The organism is Streptomyces sp. PA03-6a (genome assembly GCF_033792765.1).
Lineage (GTDB): Bacteria > Actinomycetota > Actinomycetes > Streptomycetales > Streptomycetaceae > Actinacidiphila.
In genome coordinates this window covers 1-19,329 of the sequence record NZ_JARAVK010000003.1, presented here as the reverse complement: position 1 = coordinate 19,329, position 19,329 = coordinate 1, and the positions used below count along the sequence as shown (strand labels likewise).

The window sequence follows — 19,329 nt, the reverse complement described above, 5'->3', positions numbered from 1 at the left end:
CTCCCTTCTCCGGCTGGTCACAGGTCACGGGTCACGCGGCACGGCGCCCGCAGGCGACGCAGCAGCGTGCGTACGGGAGGATCTCCAGGCGCTCGGCCGGTATGGGCTTGGCGCAGTCGGGGCAGACCCCGTAACTGCCGTCCTGGAGGCGTGCGAACGCGGCCTCGATCTCCCCCAGCACCCGCCGGATGGCCTCCTTCTGCACGACCATGACGTGGTCGTCCGCCGCCCAGCCGGCCTCGGCGACGGCCCGGAGCTGGGTCAGCCGGGTGCTGCGCTCGTGCTCGAGGCGCTGACGGGCCTCGTGCGCGGTCATGCGGCCGGGACGGGGGCCGGGCCGGGGTTCGGGCCGCGGTCCGGACTGGGCGATGTCGGGAGGCACGGCGGGATCCTTCCTGGAAGGGGACGCGCGGCAGGCCGGCGCCGGGGGTGGCGCCGGCCGCGACCACGCGGGGGGTCGCTTCCCACCCTGGCCGAGGGGGCGGCGCCTGCCCATCGGCCGTGACACCCATTCACGGTGGGTACCGGACCCCATCCGGAGCCCCGCCGGCGACCTCATGACCACGCCGGAGATGGGGGTCGCACCCCATCGACCGGGGCACCCGGGCGAGGGCAGGCTGGACGGAGGCCGTCACCGTGACGGTCGCGCCCGCCTGCCGGAATCCGCGGAGGCGGGCGGCAGGTGTGCGCGTGTGACGCGACGAGGGAAGAGCGGGAGAAGGAGGCCGACGTCAGGTGTCCCTGTTCTGGCGGATCTTCGGGCTGAACGCCATGGTGCTGGGTACGGCCACGGCGCTGCTGTTGTGGGCCCCGGTGACCGTCTCCGTACCCGTGGTGCTGGCCGAGGCGGTGATCCTGGTCGGCGGCCTCGCCGTCATGCTGGTCGCCAACGCCGTGCTCCTGCGGGTCGGCCTGGCCCCGCTGGACCGGCTGACCCGGCTGATGACCACCGTCGACCTGCTGCGCCCCGGGCAGCGGCTCCCGGCCACGCGCGGCCACGGCGGCGTCCCCGAGCTGATCCGTACCTTCAACGCCATGCTGGACCGGCTGGAGGAGGAGCGGGCCACCAGCAGCGCCCGCGTCCTGTTCGCGCAGGAGTCCGAGCGCCGGCGGGTCGCCCAGGAACTCCACGACGAGGTGGGGCAGAGCATGACCGCCGTCCTGCTCGAACTGACCCGGGCCGCCGACCAGGCGCCCGAGCCGCTCCGCGGCGAACTGCAGCAGGCGCAGGAGATCACCAGGGAGAGCCTGGACGAGGTCCGCAGGCTCGCCCGCCGGCTGCGCCCCGCGGTGCTGGACGACCTCGGTCTGGTCAGCGCGCTGACCTCGCTCACCGGCGACTTCGCGACGCACACCGGACTGGGCGTGCGGCGCCGCTTCGACACCGATCTGCCGTCCCTCGACCGCGAGACGGAACTCGTGCTGTACCGCGTCGCCCAGGAGAGCCTGACGAACGTCGCCCGCCATGCCGAGGCCGCACGGGTCGAGGTCAGCCTGCGCCACAGCGCCGGCCGCGTCGTGCTCGGCGTCAGCGACGACGGACGCGGCACCGGCATCGTCCACGAGGGCGCCGGTATCCGCGGCATGCGCGAACGGGCCCTGCTCCTCGGGGCCGCGCTCGACATCACCTCCACACCACGGGCCGGCACCCAGGTCCGGCTGACCGTGCCCGCCCCGAGGGACCGCTCATGACCCCGGCCGGACCGACGCCGATCCGCATCCTCCTCGCCGACGACCACGCCCTGGTACGCCGCGGGGTGCGGCTGATCCTCGACCGCGAACCGGATCTGGAGGTCGTCGCCGAGGCCGGCGACGGTGCGGAGGCCATCGCGCTGGCCCGCGCCCAGGACGTCGACCTCGCCATCCTGGACGTCTCGATGCCCCGTCTCACGGGCCTGCAGGCGACCCGCGACCTGGCCGCGCTGAAACCGGGGCTGCGCATCCTGATGCTGACGATGCACGACAACGAGCAGTACCTCTTCCAGGCACTCAAGGCGGGTGCCTGCGGCTACGTGCTGAAGTCGGTCGCCGACCGCGACCTGGTCGCCGCCTGCCGGGCCGCGATGCGCGACGAACCGTTCCTCTACCCCGGCGCGGTCACCGCCCTGATCCGCAACTACCTCGACCGTGCCCGCCACGGCCAGGAGGCCCCGGACCACGTGCTGACGGCGCGCGAGGAGGAGGTGCTCAAGCTCGTCGCCGAGGGGCACTCCTCCAAGGAGATCGCCGAAACGCTGGTGATCAGCGTCAAGACCGTCCACCGGCACCGCGCGAACCTGCTGGGCAAACTCGGCCTGCACGACCGGCTGCAGCTCACCCGCTACGCGATAAGGGCCGGCCTCATCGAGGCGTGAGCCCGCCGCCCGGACTTCGCTTCCCTCCCCCACCCCCGACGACCGACGAGGAGGTGCCGCATGGCACCGCGCCGTGCCCCCGCGGCCCGCCCGCGCGGCCCTCGCCGGTCGGCGACGGCGGTCGCCGGGACGCTGGTCGTCACCCTGCTCGCCCTCCTCGGGGTCCTCGTCCCGGCCGTCGCCGCGACGGGACCCGGGCAGGCCCCGCCGCCCCCCGCCGCCACGGGTGACCGGGACCCCGGTCCGTACGCCACCGGGCCGTACGCCACCGGGCCGTACGCCGACCGTGCCGCGTCCGCCCGGTCCTGGCGCGACGCCCCGGGTGAGCGGCACTCGCCGCTCCTCGACGCCGCGACCGCCTCCGCCCGGACCGCCCTCACCTGCCCGCGGTCCGTCACGCCGCGACCGTCCGCGGCCGGCGCCGCCCCCGCGACCGCGCAGGCGTCACCCTGCCGCGGACGTGCCCCGCCCTCCTCTCCAGGCAGCTGACACTCCCTCACATCCCCCTCGCATGCCGCCCCGTGCGGCTGCGCCCTGCCTGCTGGAGGCCCCCGTGACACGCGCCACGCGCGTGCGGGCGTTGCTCGCCCTCATCGCCGTCGTCCTGTCCCTCTACGTCGCCGCCACCGTGCCGGTCCGCCTCGGACTCGACCTGCGCGGCGGCACCCAGATCGTCCTGGAGACCCGCTCGACCCCCTCGGCGCCCGCCGACGCCGAGGCCACCGCCCGCACCGTCGAGGTGCTGCGCGGCCGCGTCGACGCCCTCGGCGTCGCGGAACCCGCCATCGTGCAGTCCGGTGACCACCGGATCATCGTCGAACTGCCCGGTGTGCAGGATCCGGCGCAGGCCGCCGCCGTCCTCGGCCGCACCGCCCAGCTCACCTTCCACGCCGTACTCGGCACGGCCTCCGAAGGCGACGCCGTCACCACCCCGCTGCCCAAGCGGCCCGCGGAGCGCGTCCTCGCCGACGAGTCAGGCCAGTCGCTCCGGCTCCGCGCCGCCTCCCTGACCGGCGGTGACGTCAAGGGCGCGCACGCCAGCTTCGACCAGGACACGGGTGCGGGCTGGTACGTCGACCTCGACTTCAAGGGGGAGGGCCGGGACGCGTGGGCGCGCCTGACCGGCGAGGCGGCCTGCCGTACCCCGGGCGACCCGTCGCGTCGCGTCGCCATCGTCCTGGACGACAAGGTGATCTCCTCCCCGCAGGTCGACCCGTCGGTCGCCTGCCGGACCGGCATCACCGGCGGCTCGACCCGGATCACGGGCACGTTCGACGACGCCGAGGCACGCGAACTGGCCCTGCTGATCAGCGGGGGCGCCCTGCCCGTACCCGTGGAGACCGTCGAGCAGCGCACGGTCGGCCCAACCCTCGGCGCCGCGGCCGTCACGGCCGCCGTCTGGGCCGCCGGCATCGGCACCGTGCTGACCTCGCTGTTCGTCATCGCCGTCTACCGCCTCGTCGGCGCCCTGGCCGTGGTCGCGCTCGCCTGCTACGGCCTGGTCTCCTACGCCGCGCTGGCCGCCCTCGGCGCCACCCTCACCCTGCCGGGGCTCGCGGGATTCGTCCTGGCGATCGGCATGGCCGTGGACGCCAACGTGCTCGTCTTCGAACGGGCCCGCGAGGAGTACGCCGCACGGCGCCGTGCGAGCCTGGGGTCCGCGCTGACCGCCGGGTTCCGGAAGGCCTTCAGCGCCGTCGCGGACACCAACGTCACCACCCTCATCGCCGCCGCGCTGCTGTTCTTCCTGGGCTCCGGGCCGGTGCGCGGCTTCGGCGTCACCCTCGGCATCGGTGTCCTCGCGTCGATGCTCAGCGCGCTGGTGATCACCCGGGCCCTCGCCGAAACGGCCGTCGCCCGCCGCTGCGTCCGACGGCGCCCGCACCTGTCCGGCATCGCGGGCATCGGCGCCGTACGGGAGCGGATCACCCGGCGCGACCCCGACCTGATGCGGCGCCCACGGCGCTGGCTCGCCGTGTCGGCGGCGGTCCTCGTCCTGGCGGGTTCCGGCGTCCTGGTGCGGGGTGCCGACCTCGGGGTGGAGTTCACCGGTGGCCGGCTCGTCGAGTACGCCACGGACCGGCCGGTGGGCGCCGACCGGGCGCGCGAGGTCCTGGCCGCTGCCGGATTCCCCCGGGCCGTCGTGCAGACCTCGGGCGACGACCGTCTCACCGTGCGCACCGCGAAGCTGACCGAGGCGGAGGAGGACCGCGTCACCGCGGCGATCAGCGGCCTCGGCGGGCAGGCGGAGAAACTCCGTGACGAGTCCGTCGGGCCCGGCATCGGCAAGGAGCTGCGGCGTGGTGCCGTCATCGCCCTCGCCGTGGCGCTGGCCGCCCAACTCGTCTACCTGGCGGCCCGGTTCCGGTGGACGTTCGGCGCGGCCGCGGTGGTCGCCATGGCGCACGACGTCGTCGTCCTCGTGGGGGTGTTCGCCTGGCTGGGCAAGCCCGTCGACGGCGTCTTCGTCGCGGCCCTGCTGACCGTCGTCGGCTACTCGGTCAACGACTCCGTCGTCGTCTTCGACCGGGTCAGGGAACTGGCCCGGCGCGACCGGAGGCGCCCCTTCGCGCGTGTCGCCAACGCGGCGGTCCTGCAGACGGTGCCCCGCACCGTGAACACCGGGATGGGCGCGGCGTTCATCCTCGCCGCGCTCGCCGTGCTGGGGGAGGGATCGCTCGCCGACTTCGCGCTGGCCCTGCTCATCGGGCTCGCCGTGGGCACCTGGTCCTCGGTGTTCACCGCCGCGCCGCTTGCCGTGGAACTGCACCGGCGCAAGCGGGCGCCGGTGACCGCGCGTCCAGTGGCGGCCGGCTGAGGGACGCCCGGCGCGATGCTCCTCCCGGGTGGTCGTGGTCGCGCGGCCACCCGGGCGGGGTAGGCAGCACAGCGGTGTCATCCGCTCGCCGCGACCCATGGAGCCGTCGTGTACATCGGGATCTCCACGTTCATCACCGATCAGGGCATCCGCCCCGCCCCGCTCGGCACCGCCCTGGAGGAACGGGCGTTCGACTCGCTCTTCATCGCCGAGCACAGCCACATCCCCGTCAAGCGCGAGAGCCCCTATCCCATGGGCGGCGAGCTGCCGGAGGTATACTACCGCACCCTCGACCCCTTCGTCGCCCTCTCCGTGATCGCCGCCGTCACCCGGCGTCTGCTGCTGGGCACCGGGATCGCGCTGATCCCGCAGCGCGACCCGATCCACACGGCCAAGGAGGTGGCCTCCCTCGACCTGGTCTCCGACGGCCGTGCCGTCTTCGGCGTCGGCGTCGGCTGGAACCGCGAGGAGATGAGGAACCACGGCGCCGACCCCGCCACGCGCGGCCTGCTCACCGACGAACGGCTGCGGGCCATCCGCGAGCTGTGGACCGCGGACAGGGCCGAGTTCCACGGCCGGTTCGTCGACTTCGACCCCGTCTTCGCCTGGCCCAAGCCGGTACGGCGGCCCCATCCGCCGATCTACGTCGGCGGCGGCGAGGGCGGGTTCGGCCGGGTCGCCGAGTTCGGCGACGCCTGGCTCGCCAACAGTGACGCGCCGGACGACCTCGGCCCGCGCATCGAGCGGCTGCGCGAGGTCACCGGACGCGACGTGCCCGTGACGGTGTACGGGGTCCGCGGCGGCCCCGAGCAGCTCGAGGGCTACCAGCGGCTCGGCGTCGAACGGGTGCTGCTCCACCTGCCGACGCTGCCCGAACGGGAGACCCTGGAGCACCTGGACGAAATGGCCGCGCTGGCCGACCGGTTCCGCTGACCCGGCGGGGCCACGACGAGGGGAGGACCCAATGCCGGCCCTGACGGGCGGTGAGGCGCGCGGGCGCTTCGCCGCGGCACGCGTCGCACGCCTGGCCACCGCCGACGCCGCCGGTGTGCCGCACCTGGTGCCGGTGGTCTTCGCCGTGGACGGTGACACGGTCGCGCTGGCCGTGGACCACAAACCCAAACGGACCACGCGCCTGAAACGCCTGGCCAACATCGACGCCAACCCGTCGGTCTGCCTGCTCGCCGACCGCTACGACGAGGACTGGGACCTGCTGTGGTGGGCCCGCGCCGACGGCACGGCCCGCGTCCTCCCACCGGTGGGCGGATCGGTCGGCGGACCGCCCGGCGGATCGGCAGCGGCCGCCCGCTGCGTCGCCCTGCTGACCGCCAAGTACGGCCAGTACGCGGGCCGTCCACCCGCGGGGCCCGTCCTGGAGGTCTCCGTACGGCGCTGGAGCGGCTGGCGGGCCGTGTGAAGCCGGGGGCGGACCGTGGAGGGAACGGTCAGCCCGTCAGCCGGCGCGCCAGGTAGGGCGCCGTACGGCTGCCCTCGGCCCCGGCCACCTCCGCGGGCCGCCCGGTGGCGACGACCTTCCCTCCGGCGTCCCCGCCGCCGGGGCCCAGGTCGATGACCCAGTCGGCACCCGCCACGACGCTCATCTCGTGCTCGACGACGAAGACCGAGTGGCCGGCGTCGACCAGCCCGTGCAACTGCCGCATCAGCAGCTCCACGTCGGCCGGGTGCAAGCCCGTGGTGGGCTCGTCCAGCAGGTACACGGTGTGCCCGCGGCGGCCGCGCTGCAGCTCGGAGGCGAGCTTGATCCGCTGCGCCTCGCCGCCCGACAGCTCGGTGGCGGGCTGCCCCAGCCGCAGGTAGCCAAGACCCACCTCCTGGAGGGTGCGCAGGCTGCGGGCGACCGCGGGGACGTCCGTGAAGAACTCCGCCGCCGCGTCCACGGTCATGCCGAGCACCTCCGCGACGTTCCGCCCCCGGTAACGGACCGACAGGGTCTCCTCGTTGTAGCGGTCCCCGTGGCAGGTGGGGCAGGGGGCGTACGTGCCGGGCAGGAACAGCAGCTCGACGGCGACGAAGCCCTCGCCCTGGCAGGTCTCGCAGCGGCCGCCCGCGACGTTGAAGGAGAAGCGCCCGGCCTTGTAGCCGTGCCGCCGCGCGTCGTCGGTGGTCGCGAAGAGCTTGCGCACCGCGTCGAACAGACCGGTGTAGGTGGCGAGGTTGGAGCGCGGGGTGCGGCCGATGGGCTTCTGGTCCACCCGTACCAGCCGGTCCACCGCCTGCAGGCCGTCCGCCAGGACGCCGAACGCCGGCCCGGCGCCGGCGCCCTCCCAGGCCTCGTCGTCGCCGTCGCCCTCGGCGGCGTCCGCGCGAACGGCCGCGCCGTCCGCGGTGCCGGAAGGCCCCAGGTGCTCCGTCAGCACCCCGGCCAGTACGCCCACCAGCGTCGACTTGCCCGAACCCGACACCCCCGTGATCGCCGTGAACACCCCGAGGGGCAGCTCGACGTCCACGCCGCGCAGATTGTGCCGGGCGATGCCGCGCAGACCCAGCCACGACGACGGCTTCCGTGCGGTGCGCCCGGCGGCCGGATCGGGCCCCGCGGCGAACAGGAACCGGCGGGTGGCGGACTCGGCGACCGCCTCCAGCCCGTCCACCGGGCCGCTGTAGAGCACTTGGCCGCCGCGCTCGCCCGCGAGGGGTCCGACGTCGACGATCCAGTCCGCGCGGCGCACCACGTCCATGTCGTGCTCGACGACGAACACCGAGTTCCCCGCCTCCCGCAGCCGCACCAGCACCGTCAGCAGCGCCTCGCTGTCCGCCGGGTGCAGGCCGGCCGAGGGCTCGTCCAGCACGTACACCACACCGAACAGCCCGGAGCGCAACTGGGTCGCCAGGCGAAGGCGTTGCAGCTCGCCGGGGGAGAGCGTGGGCGTCGTACGGTCCAGGCTGAGGTAGCCCAGGCCGAGTTCGGTGACGACCTCGATCCGCGCGACGAGGTCGGCGCACAGCGTCGTGGCGATCTGCCGTTCCGGGCCCTCGGGGAGGTCGTCCACCGCGCCGCGGGCGGCCGGGCGCAGCACGTCGGCGAGCCGCGCGAGGTGCATCGCGTTGAGCTCGGCGATGCTCCGGCCGGCGAAGGTGACGGCCAGGGACTCCGGGCGCAGCCGGCTGCCGCCGCAGGCGGGGCAGAGCGAGCTCTCCAGGAACCGCTCCGCGCGGGCGCGCAGCGCCGGGCTCTTGGAGTCGGCGAAGGTGTGCATGACGTAGCGCCGCGCGCTCTGGAAGGTGCCCTGGTACGGGCGCTGGATCCGGCCCGCCTCCCGCACCGGGTGCACGGTCACCACCGGCTGCTCGTCGGTGAACAGGATCCACTCCCGGTCCTGCGCGGGCAGGTCGCGCCAGGGCCGGTCGACGTCGTACCCGAGGGTGCGGGTGACGTCCCGCAGGTTCTTGCCGTGCCAGGCGCCCGGCCAGGCGGCGATCGCGCCCTCCCGGACGCTCAGCGAGGGATCGGGGACCATCAGCTCCTCGGTGGCCCTGTGCACCCGGCCCAGCCCGTGGCAGACCGGGCAGGCGCCCGCGGCCGTGTTGGGGGAGAAGGCGTCGGAGTCCACGGGTCCGGCCCCCGGCGGGTAGCGGCCCGCGCGGGAGAAGAGCATCCGCAGCGTGTTGGACAGGGTCGTCACCGTGCCCACGTAGGAGCGGGAGGTGGGCGCCCCGCGGCGCTGTTCCAGGGCGACCGCCGGGGGCAGCCCCAGGATGTCGTCGACCGCCGGCGCGCCCACCTGGTGGATGAGCCGGCGGGCGTACGGGGCGACGGACTCGAAGTAGCGGCGCTGCGCCTCGGCGTAGATGGTGCCGAACGCCAGCGAGGACTTGCCCGAGCCGGAGACCCCCGTGAACACCGCCAGCGCGTCCCGCGGGACGTCGACGTCGACGTTGCGCAGGTTGTGCTCGCGGGCGCCGCGCACCCGGACGTACGGGTCGTGGGCCGTGCTGTTCATGCCCCTCCGGAGAACGGGGTCGGGGTACGTGCCGGGAGCGCGGCACCGCGCGCCCGGCACCAGTGTGCGCGCCGGTGCGGGTGCCCGCAGGTCCACGGCGGGGCCGCCGGCGAAGGCGTGGACGGTGACGTCACGGCAGGTAGGACAGCAGTTTGCGGGCGGCGGGGGAGACCCGGTCCTCCTGGGGCAGGGCGGCCGACACCTCCCAGACGTGGTCCTCGGCGCCGTCCAGCGTCACGGTGCGCAGTCCCGCGGCGTGCTCCTTGCGGGCGATGGGCCGTGGCACGACGGCGATCCCGAGCCCGTGGTGGACCAGGTCGATCAGGCTGTGCACGTCGTTGACCTCCAGGGCGACCCGGCGCGGTACCCCGTTCGCGGCGAAGGCCCGGTCGGTGAGCCCGCGCGCGCCCCAGTCGGCGTGGAAGTCCACGAACTCCTCGCCGCCGAGGTCCGCCCAGCCGGCCGAGTCCGCCCCGGCCAGCCGGTGCCCGGGATGGCACAGCAGGACCATCGGGGCCCGGGTGATCGGCATCAGCCGCACTCCCTCGGGCGCCTCGCCGCTCAGGGCCGTGAACGCCACGTCCAGCCGGCCGCTGGTGATGTCCTGCACCAGGGCGGCCGACCCGGCCTGCCGCAGCCGGACCTCCACGCCCGGGTGCTGGGCGCGGAAGCGCGCCAGCAGCGCCGGCACGTCGACGCCGGCCAGGCACTGCTCGGTGCCGATGGTGAGCACCCCGCGCATCAGGCCCTGCACGGCGGCCACGGCCTCCTTGGCGGCCCGTACGCTCGCCAGCGTGCGGCAGGCCTCGTCCAGCAGGGCCCGGCCCGCCGCGGTCAGCTCCACGCTGCGGGTGCTGCGCACGAACAGCGGCGTGCCGAGCTCCTGCTCCAGGGCGCGCACGGAGGCGGACAGACCCGACTGCGAGATCATGAGGCGTTCGGCGGCGCGGGTGAAGTGGTGCTCCTCCGCGACCGCGACGAAGTACTCCAGATGGCGTAGCTCCATGATTCAGAAGCCTAGCTCCTGAATGTGTTCGCTTTCTTCTATTGGACGTGTGGGTGCAGCTCCGGCGAGGCTTGACCGCGTGCCCGCACGGCTGCGACCCGTTTCCGGCCGTGCCGGCACGCCATCAGTGCGCAAGACGAGACGCAAGCCGAGAAAGGCCACGGACACATGGAGACTCGCCGCATCGGCGCCACCGAGGTCAGCGCGATCGGCCTGGGCGGCATGCCCATGTCGATCGAGGGCCGGCCGGACGAGGCGCGGTCCATCGACACCATCCACGCGGCGCTCGACGCCGGTGTCACGCTGATCGACACGGCGGACGCCTACCACCTGGGGGCCGACGAGGTCGGCCACAACGAGACCCTGATCGCCAAGGCGCTGGCGTCCCACGGACGCGGCTCCGACGTCCTGGTCGCCACCAAGGGCGGCCACCTGCGCCCCGGCGACGGCCGCTGGACCCTCGACGGCTCGCCCGAGCACATCAAGCGGGCCTGCGAGGACTCGCTGCGCCGGCTGGGCGTGGAGGCCATCGGCCTGTACCAGTTCCACCGCCCCGACCCCAAGGTCCCGTACGCCGAGTCCGTCGGCGCGGTGCGCGACCTGCTCGACGAGGGCAAGATCCGCATGGCGGGCGTCTCGAACGCGGACCCGGAGCAGATCCGGCAGGCGGACGAGATCCTGGGCGGCCGTCTGGTCTCCGTGCAGAACCAGTTCTCCCCGGCCTTCCGCTCCAGCGAGCCGGAGCTCGAACTGTGCCACGAGCTCGGCATCGCCTTCCTGCCGTGGAGCCCGCTCGGCGGCATCTCCCAGGCGGGCGAACTCGGCTCGTCCTACGCGCCGTTCGCCCGGGTCGCGCAGGCCCACGGGGTCAGCCCGCAGCGCGTGTGCCTGGCGTGGATGCTCGCCAAGTCCCCCTACGTGATCCCGATCCCCGGCTCCAGCCGGCCGGAGACCATCCGTGACTCGGTGGCCGCGGTGGAACTCGTGCTCACCGCGGAGGAGATCGCGGAGCTGGACGCCGTCTGACACGGCCGTGACCGGGACGGGGCGGGGCGGTGCGCCGCCCCGTCCCGGCGCACGCGTCAGGCGTTCGGGTCGAACGGGATGCCCGCCGGCTTGGCCTTGGCCAGGTGGCCGTTGAAGTTGCCGTCCTTCAGGCCGAAGACCGCGCTGCCGAAGTCGGCCTGGCTCAGCTTGTCGCGCAGGCCCGCGGGGTAGCCGTTCCAGCCGATCAGGTCGGGGAACTGCCAGCCGTGGTAGTGGTTCTCCGGCGGCTCGTCGTTGGTGTTGGCGGGACGGAAGCAGTGCGTGCTCGCGCCGTCCTTGTGGTAGACGACCTTGGGGTGGGTCCCGTCCCAGCGGATCTGGTCGCGGCCGTAGATGTTGAAGTTGCCGTGCGCCGACGTGGACACGTACTGGGCCTGGTCGTCCTTCACCCAGACCACGACGTGCTCCCAGTCGTTGCGGTGGCCGCCGAGGCTGATGCCGGGTATGGCCTGGTCCTTCTCGAAGTAGAGGCCGTAGATGATGGCGCACCAGCCGTTGTTGCACTTGTAGCGGGCGTAGCCGTTGGTGTTGTCCAGGTCCGACTGGTCGCGGCAGTTGCCGTTCAGGGCGCCGGTGGGGTTGAGGCCCGGGTTGACGGTCCCGTCGGGGCCGATGGCGGGGGTGGGGTAGCAGCCGTCCGTGTCGTAGTCGAACGCCGGCTGGAACGTCTGCTCCAGGCCGTCCGCGTTGGCGGGCAGGGCGGGGGGCGGGGCGGCGAACGCCGTCCCCGGAAGGGCGATCACCAGCGCGACCGCGCCGCCGACGACAGCCGGGACCCTGCCGATACGCGAGCTTCTCTTCACTTGCTTCCTCCTGGTCGACCGCGGTGGGGGAGTGCACGGCCTGATTGACATGCCCGGCTCATCTTTCCCGAACCGCGGTGACGCGTCGAGCCTCGGCGGATGTCCCGGTGATGAAGCGTCAACCAATAGCGGGCGCAGGGCCGGACGGCCGCGACGTCCCGGGATCGTCACCGCCGGGTACCGGACCCGTGTGCCCGCGGGACACGCGCCGGAGGAGGGCGTTGGATTGCGGTACCGGACGTCGTGGGGGCGTTCCGACGGAGGGGGAACCATGAAGTACGCGATGCCCGCCGCCCTGTTGCTGCTGCTCCTGACCGCGTGCGGCGGCAAGGGCGCCGAAGCGGGCGGCGGTTCGCCCTCCGCCGGCACGCCGGGGCCGGACGCGAGCGCGAGCGCGTCGAGGAGCGCCTCCGCGGAGGACCCGGCGAAGGGCGGCGACGGCAACCCGGTCGACGCCGCGGCCTTCTGCGCCTTCCTCACCGATGAGCAGCCCAAGGTGAAGGGCATCGGCTCCGACGTCGGGGCGCAGGCCGCCCTGGCGATCGACCTGGCCACCTGGGTCTCCGACCACCCGGAGCAGCAGCCGCGCACGGCCGCGGACTTCGACGCCGCCGCGCAGCAGGGCTGCCCCGAGGTCCGCGAGTCGATCCTCGCCGCCACCGGTCACGACAGCCTCAAGGACGCGGTCGGCTGACGGCCGGCCCGCTCCCGCGGCGGGCCCGGCACACCGCCCCGCCGCCCTTCGCCGCCCCCGTACCGGGCACGACCGTGGCCTGATGCGACGAACGGCGAGGAGGCTGCGCATCGCATCGACGGGTCCTGACCGGTCGGTGCTCGCGCCGCGCTGGGACCCCGCCCGGCGCGGCGCGCGGGGCGACGCCGCCGCGCGCCGGCCGAACTCGCCGGGCTCGCCCGCACCGCCCACCGCGTCGCGGGCAGCGGCATCCGGGCCGCCCTGCTGGGCGTCAACGACGGCCTGGTCACCAACCTCTGCCTGATCCTCGGCGTCGCGGGCGCGAGCGCCGGTCCCGGGACGGTACGGCTGACCGGCCTCGCGTGCCTGCTCGCCGGCGCGCTGTCCATGGCCGCGGGGGTCTCCGTACGCGGGCGGCGGGAGATCACCGGCGGTACAGGGGGGAGGAGGACGCCCTCCACCGGGCGTGGACGCTGTCGTCCCCCCGTCGTGCCGGCGCACATGACGCGCCACATGCGCGACCGCGGCCTCGACAAGGAGCCCGCGGTCCGGGCCGGCCGGGGGATCGCCGCCGCCAAGCGCACCAACTGGCAGACGACCCTGCGCATCCTGTTCGGCGTCAGCGCCCAGGAGGCCGGATCGCCCATGGTCGCTGCCGTCGGCTTGCCGCTGCTCCTCACGAGGGGGGCCCTCGTGCCGCTGCCGCCGTGGTCCCTCACCTCCGGGACGGCCGCGGTGGCGGCGTCCCCGCCGTGACGGCCGCGGTGGCGGCGTCCCCGCCGTGACGGCCCTCGCCTCGTTCCTCGTCGGCGCGGTCCTCGGCTCCGACGCGGGCCCCCGCAAGGCCGCCCGGACCGCGGCACGCCAGCTGCTGATCGTCGCCGCCGCCTCGGCCGTGACGTACGCCCCGGGCGGGCAGGCGGTGAGCTGAGGGACCGGCCGGGGGCGCCGGTCGGCGTAGTCCGCCGAGCGGGGAGCGGGCGCCGCCCCTGAAGCTGGTGAGCAGCCGTCCGCCGGCACGACGCGAGGAGACCCCCATGACATCCACCAGCGCGCAGGCCGACGCCCGCGACTCCGGCACCTTCGACCTCGGCGGCGACCTGCCCGTCCACCGGCTGGGCTACGGGACGATGCAGCTCACCGGCGAGGGCGTGTGGGGCGACCCCGCGGACCCCGACGAGGCCGTACGGGTCCTGCGGCGCGCGGTCACCCTCGGCGTCACCTTCATCGACACCGCGGACGCCTACGGCCCCTTCACTGCCGAACTGCTCCTGCGCAAGGCCCTCCACCCCTATCCGCAGGACCTGGTGATCGCCACCAAGGCGGGTTTCACCCGCCCCGGTCCCGGACAGTGGGTCGCGGTCGGGCGGCCCGCGTACCTGCGGCAGCAGGTGGAGCTGAGCCTGCGCCACCTGGGCGTCGAGCGCATCGACCTGCTCCAGCTGCACCGCGTCGACCCCGAGGTGCCCATCGCCGACCAGGTCGGGGAACTCGCCGCGCTGCAGCAGGAGGGCAAGATCCGGCACATCGGGCTCAGCGAGGTGACCACGGCCCAGATCGACGAGGCCGCGAGGACCGCCACCATCGTCTCCGTCCAGAACCGCTACAACCTCGCCGACCGGGCGGCCGAGGACGTCCTCGCCCACGCCGAGCGGCACGGCATGGGCTTCATCCCCTGGTTCCCGCTCGCCACGGGCGAACTGGCGCGGAAGGGCGGCCCCCTGGACCGCATCGCCGAGGCGCACGGCGCCCAGCCGTCCCAGCTCGCCCTCGCCTGGCTGCTGCGGCGCTCCCCGGTCATGCTGCCCATCCCCGGCACGTCCAAGGTCGTGCACCTGGAGCACAACATCGCCGCCGCGGGCATCCGGCTCACCGACGAGCAGTACGAGGCGCTGACGACGGCGGTCTGACGCGAGGGCACGGCCGCCGTGCGGCGCGGCACTCGCGCCGCGCGTCCTTCGTTACCTCCTCGGTGAACGCCGGACCATCACCTGAGGAGAGACCGTGGCCCTCTGGGACCGCATCAAGGACTCGGCCGCGACGATGCAGACGCAGCTCGTCGCCAAGAAGAACGACCTGAAGAGCGGCGCCTTCCGCGACGCGAGCATGGCGATGTGCGCCCTCGTCGCCGCCGCGGACGGCACCGTGGACCCCTCCGAACGACAGCGCGTCGCGCAGCTCATCGCGACCAACGAGGTCCTGCAGAACTTCCCGGCCGCCGACCTGCAGCGGCGCTTCGACGACTGCCTGGACAAACTCACCGCCGACTTCGACTTCGGCAAGGTCGGCGTCCTCCAGGAGATCGCCAAGGCCAGGAAGAAGCCCGCCGAGGCGCGGGCCGTCGTCCAGATCGGCATCGTCATCGGCGGCGCCGACGGCAACTTCGACAAGGCCGAGCAGGCCGTCGTCCGCGAGGCCTGCTACGCCCTCGACCTGGCCCCGGCGGAGTTCGACCTCTGAGCCTCCCCGCACGGTGCGCACGTCGGGCCGCCCCCGGGACCGGGGGCGGCCCGGCTCTTCTCCTGCCGCGGGGGATGCCGCATCATGGCCCGCCATGGAAGCCGCACCGCTGCTCGTCCTCGTGGGCCCGGCCGCGACGGGCAAGACGACCGTCGGGCAGGGCGTCGCCGCCCGGCTCGGGCGCCCCTTTACGGACCTCGACGCGATCGCCGACACCTACTACCGCGAGGTCGGCTGGAGCGTCGCGCGCCTGCGCGAGCGCATCACCGCCCTCGGCCGCGTGGCCGCCGAACGCGAGTGGGAGCCCGCCCGGGTCCACGCGGTGCGGCGCGTCCTCGCCGACCACCCCGGGGCGGTGATCGCCCTCGGCGCGGGCCACACGAGCTACGCCGAACCCCGCCACTGCGCACAGGTCCGCGCCGCCCTCCGCCCCTGCACCGCGGTCCACCTGCTGCTCCCCGCCGCGGACCCGGAGCGCGCCCTCGCCGTGCTGCGCCGCCGCTCGATGGCGTCCAAGGGGACCGACTGGATCACCGACGGCCATGACTTCCTCGCGCACTGGCTCCACGACCCCACGTGCCGCGCCGTCGCGACGCACGTCGTCTGCACGGAGGGCGACACCCCGGAAGAGAGCATCGACCACGTGCTGCGCCTCCTCCCCGCCCACTTGGGCGGCCCCGCGTGAAGGTGCGTCGTGGCCGGGGAGCCGGCCGGGGTCGTCCGCGGCCGGCCGTGCGGCGACTCCCGGCGTCAGGAGGCTTGGGCCTTCTGGCACTGCGCCTGGGGATCGTGGGCGTCGAGCTCGCTGCCGAGGCTGAGGACGCGGGCCTGCAGTGCGTCCGCCTCGTCCGTGCCGTCCGACGCCGGCGCGGCATCCGCCTTCAGGTCGGCGAGTTCGAGGCTCGCCGAGGCCCACTCCACCGTCCGGGACAGCCCTTGGGCGAGTTCCCGCCAGTCCGAGTCGAGGCGGGCGGCCTGGGCGGCCTGGCGCGCACTTTCCTCGAGAGCGGGTACTACCCGCTCGCGGACGGTGTCCCGGTCTTCGGGAGTGTCGAAGCCGCCGGGGAGGAACATCTCGTAGGTCCCGCACGCCTCACGGGCGAGGTCGCGTGCCCGGTCGCTGTCCCCCGACCCGCAGGCGCCGGCCAGGACCGTCAGGGCGAGGGCGACGGTGACTGAACCCAAAGATGATCTCCGCATGGACACATCATGCCTGGCCGGTGATATGGATGTGCGAACTCCCCGTCGTCCGCGGGACACTGCGGGGATGGCCACCGACGCCACCGCCCCGACCCCGCGGGAGCGGGCCCTGCGGCACGTTACGGGGCTTTCGTCGGGACCTCCGGTGGATCCGGCGCTACGGGTCACGCTGAACTTCCACCCGGACCGGGCCGCGCGGGGCAAGCCGGTGCTGCAGGCCCTGTCCGAAGGCGGCGTCTACCACTCGCAGTTCGTCACGGGGACGAGCAACGGCGGTCTGACCGCCCGGCCGGGCGGTGACCGGTGGCGGTGGGAGAGCCGCATCTTCAACGGTGCCTACGACGCCGCGCCCCCCGCCGAACGCCCCGTCTACGGGGCGCTGAACTTCCGCCGCAAGACGGTCGGCGCCGCGCCGCGGTTCGGGTCCGCCCACTTCCGCCTGAGCGCCGGGACGGTGGCCCGGACGACGTTCTGCTACCCCGACAGTTTCTTCGAACCCTCGGACTTCGGCGTCGGGGACCGCATGGGCCTGGTCGCGCTCGCCCTGGCCGACTCCAGGGACGCCCTCGACGACTACATCGAGGCACAGGTCCACGGACCGGTCCGTCTGGACCGCCATGTCGAGGCGCTGGTCCTGGACCCCTGCTACCGGGGCACGGCCGTCGAGGACGCCGCCCGCCGGCTGCCCTGCCCCGTGGAGTGGCACGGCGGCTTCCGGCTCACCGTCGGGGAACTCCGGCTGCGCCCCGCGTACCGCGGCCAGGACTACGTGGACCTGGGCGCCCGGATCGCGGTCGACGGCCTGCTCGACCCCCGCGTCCTCGGCACGGCCGCCGCGACCGGCCGCCACGACCCCCAAGCGCTCAAGAAGGTGTGGCACTGCCTCGCCCGCTTCGGGGCGGACGGCGCCCGAAGTTGACGCCGAACGGGACGGTGGCTCAGCCCGGCCCTTTCGCAACCCGTTTCGGCGGCCCGTGGGCGTCCGCTGCCCCGTCCCGTTTCCGGCGGCACTTCGGGGCGAAGTTTGCCACTGGTTTGTCGAGACCCATCGGTGATCACGTCATTCGCGACCGAAAATAATGATATTAGAGGGTGTTCGTGCGGCGACCCTTGAACGCGGCAGGCCCAAGACCTCTTCCCTCAGGTCCAGGTTGTAAGGAACGAGTGGAATTGGGTAGCGTGCGGCGTCGGAAGATCACCGCTCACCACGCGGATGGTCGATGTTGGTGTGCGGTGAGTGGGCCTCTCATGCCCAGCAGCGGAAGGACGGGCGTGAGCGCAACCGGCTGGTCTTGGCGGAAGTCGTCGGCGAGTGACAGCATCGGCTCCCAGTGCGTAGAGGTCGCATGGACGGGTGCCGCTGTGCTTGTTCGCGATTCGAAGGACCGGCAGGGTCCGGTACTGACGTTCACTCCTGACGCGTGGCGCACGTTCCTTGCTGACGCGGACGCTTCTCTCGCAGAGACACCGCACGACTGACGTTCAGTCGTCACTACTCGGTTCTGGCAGGTGCGGCCGCGTCAGCAGATATTGACTGTGTCGCACGGGACTTGACCGTGCGACGGATCTCACCGACTGGGAGTCCCCAGGCGTCCGGCAAGGGCCAGTCCGGCGGTGGCGATGGCCCCCGCGGCTGCCTTGCCGGCCTCGTCCTGCACCGTCGCCAGTATGGCGACGGCCGTCGCGAGCGACGACACCGCGATGACGATAGCGGTGAGCGCATTGGCTCGAGGAAGTCGAGGTACCTGACGGGCGTCCTTTCGGCGAGACTCTTCCGGCGGCCCCGTGATTGTCATTTCAGCTCCTGTTGGCCCGGGCTTGATCATTTTAATCGGACCCAGTCGCTTGCAGACGACGGGCCGTAAGACCCGATTTCCCTGATCGTGGCTTGATCACCCTCTGGCGAGCGGTCACCGGCGGGATGGAATTCCGGCGGGATGCGCACATGATCGCACGATTGGCACCACAATGGGACGTGCGCAAACCCTCACTTAGACGCCACTCCGTCTGCCATGCGGCCGGACGCTATATAGCAGATTGGTTTAAGTCGTGGACCGGCGGAGAGAGGTTAGGCGGGGGAAGCGACGCCTCTAGCAATTGCAAATGGCCGTGACCTGCTGTGATTGCGGGTGTAACCTCCCCGGTGCAGGCGCTGATGTCCATTGGCTCGGGCGATCGGCACCTCAGCGCATCCGTTGCAGCGGAGGCGCTCGCTCTGTGGCTCCGTATCCGCGGAGCCACAGGTGATTGATCGACCCGTGCGCCCCTGCTACTCGGTGGTGCATCCGTGCGCCCCGGGCGACACCCCTGTTCCGGCGGTGCCCCCGCCGACCGCTGCGGATCCCTCGTCAGTCAGGAAGCGTGAATTCCGCAGGCTCGGTTCCCATGGCATCGGCGATCCGACGCAGGATTTCCGGCACGTGATCCTTTACGGACTTCTCTTCGAGGTCAAGGAAGAGCTCGAGGTATGTGGCGGCCAACTCGGATGCTGTGCTGATGGTTGCGCTCCCACGCGCGTTCTCGAGGTAGACGAACGGTGGTACGTCCTCGGTGAACTCGAAGAGCGTGATGGGGCCGGCCAGGGCCGCATGGGCTCCGACGCCGAACGGAAAGATCATGATGCGGATCCGCGCGCTGGCCAACTCGGCAAGCCTCAGCAGTTGAGCACGCATCACGGCGGGGCCTCCGACCCGCCGTCGAAGCACGGCCTCGTCGAGGATGAAGAGGAACTGCGCGTCCTCGTTCTCAAGCGTGTCCTGTCGCAGCATGCGGGCCTCGACCATGCGCCTGACCTTGTCCACTGACTCTCCTGGGGAGAACGCGCGGATCATGGCAGCCGCATACCCTTCCGTCTGCAGCAGTCCTGGCACGACCGACTGCTGGTATGGGCTTGTTTCTGAATAATTGTCAGGATTGATCTTGGTGGTCCTGGTCGGGCAGTCGAATTCGAAGCTGTTCGAGGGTCCGGGCGGGTGTTCCGGGCAT

At 73.2% G+C, this 19,329-nt stretch carries 22 protein-coding genes; 15 read left to right on the top strand and 7 right to left on the bottom strand.

Annotation, left to right across the window (positions count from 1 at the left end):
• Window positions 1-31: 31 nt before the first annotated feature.
• On the bottom strand, window positions 32-316 hold the full coding sequence (locus PV350_RS01230; protein WP_500332576.1) for a TraR/DksA C4-type zinc finger protein: 285 nt from the start codon (window positions 314-316) through the stop codon (window positions 32-34).
• A gap of 419 nt (window positions 317-735) precedes the next feature.
• On the opposite strand from PV350_RS01230, the gene PV350_RS01225 reads away from it, so the two are divergent.
• From PV350_RS01225 to PV350_RS01200, 6 genes are all read left to right on the top strand, one after another.
• Window positions 736-1,692 carry a HAMP domain-containing sensor histidine kinase gene (locus PV350_RS01225; RefSeq protein ID WP_500332539.1) on the top strand — a complete coding sequence of 319 codons (957 nt, stop codon included), beginning with the start codon at window positions 736-738 and terminating at the stop codon, window positions 1,690-1,692.
• Window positions 1,689-2,354, top strand: coding sequence for a response regulator (locus PV350_RS01220; RefSeq protein WP_499515954.1), 666 nt, complete (start codon window positions 1,689-1,691; stop codon window positions 2,352-2,354). Before PV350_RS01225 ends, PV350_RS01220 begins: the two co-directional genes overlap by 4 nt.
• Before the next feature lie 60 nt (window positions 2,355-2,414).
• Entirely contained in the window at window positions 2,415-2,843 is a 429-nt protein-coding gene (locus PV350_RS01215) for a hypothetical protein (RefSeq protein WP_499515955.1), read from the top strand.
• Between the two features lie 64 nt (window positions 2,844-2,907).
• The gene (secD, locus tag PV350_RS01210) at window positions 2,908-5,172 is read left to right on the top strand and encodes a protein translocase subunit SecD (protein ID WP_500332538.1); all 2,265 of its coding nucleotides are present in this window, start codon (window positions 2,908-2,910) and stop codon (window positions 5,170-5,172) included.
• A 108-nt stretch (window positions 5,173-5,280) separates the two neighbouring features.
• Window positions 5,281-6,105, top strand: coding sequence for an LLM class F420-dependent oxidoreductase (locus tag PV350_RS01205; protein WP_500332537.1), 825 nt, complete (start codon window positions 5,281-5,283; stop codon window positions 6,103-6,105).
• A 31-nt stretch (window positions 6,106-6,136) separates the two neighbouring features.
• Window positions 6,137-6,589 carry a TIGR03668 family PPOX class F420-dependent oxidoreductase gene (locus PV350_RS01200; protein WP_499515958.1) on the top strand — a complete coding sequence of 151 codons (453 nt, stop codon included), beginning with the start codon at window positions 6,137-6,139 and terminating at the stop codon, window positions 6,587-6,589.
• 28 nt (window positions 6,590-6,617) lie between these two features.
• Here PV350_RS01200 and PV350_RS01195 read toward each other — a convergent pair whose 3' ends face one another.
• Both PV350_RS01195 and PV350_RS01190 read right to left on the bottom strand, forming a co-directional pair.
• Window positions 6,618-9,134, bottom strand: coding sequence for an excinuclease ABC subunit UvrA (locus PV350_RS01195; RefSeq protein ID WP_500332536.1), 2,517 nt, complete (start codon window positions 9,132-9,134; stop codon window positions 6,618-6,620).
• A 130-nt stretch (window positions 9,135-9,264) separates the two neighbouring features.
• Window positions 9,265-10,140, bottom strand: a complete 876-nt coding sequence (locus tag PV350_RS01190) for a LysR family transcriptional regulator (protein WP_499515960.1) — start codon at window positions 10,138-10,140, stop codon at window positions 9,265-9,267.
• Between the two features lie 168 nt (window positions 10,141-10,308).
• On the opposite strand from PV350_RS01190, the gene PV350_RS01185 reads away from it, so the two are divergent.
• Window positions 10,309-11,166, top strand: a complete 858-nt coding sequence (locus PV350_RS01185; RefSeq protein WP_499515961.1) for an aldo/keto reductase — start codon at window positions 10,309-10,311, stop codon at window positions 11,164-11,166.
• A 56-nt stretch (window positions 11,167-11,222) separates the two neighbouring features.
• Here PV350_RS01185 and PV350_RS01180 read toward each other — a convergent pair whose 3' ends face one another.
• Entirely contained in the window at window positions 11,223-11,990 is a 768-nt protein-coding gene (locus PV350_RS01180; RefSeq protein WP_500332535.1) for an NPP1 family protein, read from the bottom strand.
• 271 nt (window positions 11,991-12,261) lie between these two features.
• Here PV350_RS01180 and PV350_RS01175 point away from each other — a divergent pair, with 271 nt between their 5' ends.
• The 6 genes from PV350_RS01175 to PV350_RS01150 all read left to right on the top strand — a co-directional run bounded on the left by PV350_RS01175 (window position 12,262) and on the right by PV350_RS01150 (window position 15,829).
• A complete protein-coding gene (locus tag PV350_RS01175) occupies window positions 12,262-12,684 on the top strand; it encodes a hypothetical protein (RefSeq protein WP_499515963.1) in 423 nt (140 codons plus the stop codon).
• A 150-nt stretch (window positions 12,685-12,834) separates the two neighbouring features.
• A complete protein-coding gene (locus PV350_RS01170; protein WP_500332575.1) occupies window positions 12,835-13,440 on the top strand; it encodes a VIT1/CCC1 transporter family protein in 606 nt (201 codons plus the stop codon).
• 25 nt (window positions 13,441-13,465) lie between these two features.
• Window positions 13,466-13,615 (top strand): hypothetical protein, encoded by a 150-nt coding sequence (locus tag PV350_RS01165; protein WP_500332534.1) that lies wholly within the window; start codon window positions 13,466-13,468, stop codon window positions 13,613-13,615.
• Window positions 13,616-13,721: 106 nt separating this feature from the next.
• Window positions 13,722-14,594 carry an aldo/keto reductase gene (locus tag PV350_RS01160; RefSeq protein WP_500332533.1) on the top strand — a complete coding sequence of 291 codons (873 nt, stop codon included), beginning with the start codon at window positions 13,722-13,724 and terminating at the stop codon, window positions 14,592-14,594.
• A 94-nt stretch (window positions 14,595-14,688) separates the two neighbouring features.
• Entirely contained in the window at window positions 14,689-15,144 is a 456-nt protein-coding gene (locus PV350_RS01155; protein ID WP_499515966.1) for a tellurite resistance TerB family protein, read from the top strand.
• Between the two features lie 94 nt (window positions 15,145-15,238).
• Complete coding sequence (locus PV350_RS01150) at window positions 15,239-15,829, top strand: shikimate kinase (RefSeq protein WP_500332532.1); 591 nt, start codon at window positions 15,239-15,241, stop codon at window positions 15,827-15,829.
• A gap of 65 nt (window positions 15,830-15,894) precedes the next feature.
• Here the strand turns inward: PV350_RS01150 and PV350_RS01145 are convergent, their stop codons facing one another.
• Window positions 15,895-16,329: a hypothetical protein gene (locus tag PV350_RS01145; RefSeq protein WP_499515968.1), complete on the bottom strand. Its 435-nt coding sequence runs from the start codon at window positions 16,327-16,329 to the stop codon at window positions 15,895-15,897.
• An 82-nt stretch (window positions 16,330-16,411) separates the two neighbouring features.
• Between PV350_RS01145 and PV350_RS01140 the strand changes: the two genes are divergently transcribed.
• Together PV350_RS01140 and PV350_RS01135 are read left to right on the top strand one after the other, a co-directional pair.
• Window positions 16,412-17,263: a DUF3626 domain-containing protein gene (locus PV350_RS01140; protein ID WP_499515969.1), complete on the top strand. Its 852-nt coding sequence runs from the start codon at window positions 16,412-16,414 to the stop codon at window positions 17,261-17,263.
• Between the two features lie 329 nt (window positions 17,264-17,592).
• Window positions 17,593-17,823, top strand: a complete 231-nt coding sequence (locus tag PV350_RS01135; RefSeq protein WP_500332531.1) for a DUF397 domain-containing protein — start codon at window positions 17,593-17,595, stop codon at window positions 17,821-17,823.
• Between the two features lie 89 nt (window positions 17,824-17,912).
• Here the strand turns inward: PV350_RS01135 and PV350_RS01130 are convergent, their stop codons facing one another.
• Window positions 17,913-18,140 (bottom strand): hypothetical protein, encoded by a 228-nt coding sequence (locus PV350_RS01130; RefSeq protein WP_500332530.1) that lies wholly within the window; start codon window positions 18,138-18,140, stop codon window positions 17,913-17,915.
• 552 nt (window positions 18,141-18,692) lie between these two features.
• Window positions 18,693-19,329 (bottom strand): DUF5753 domain-containing protein (locus tag PV350_RS01125; protein WP_500332529.1); only part of this gene is annotated, 637 nt, incomplete at its 5' end.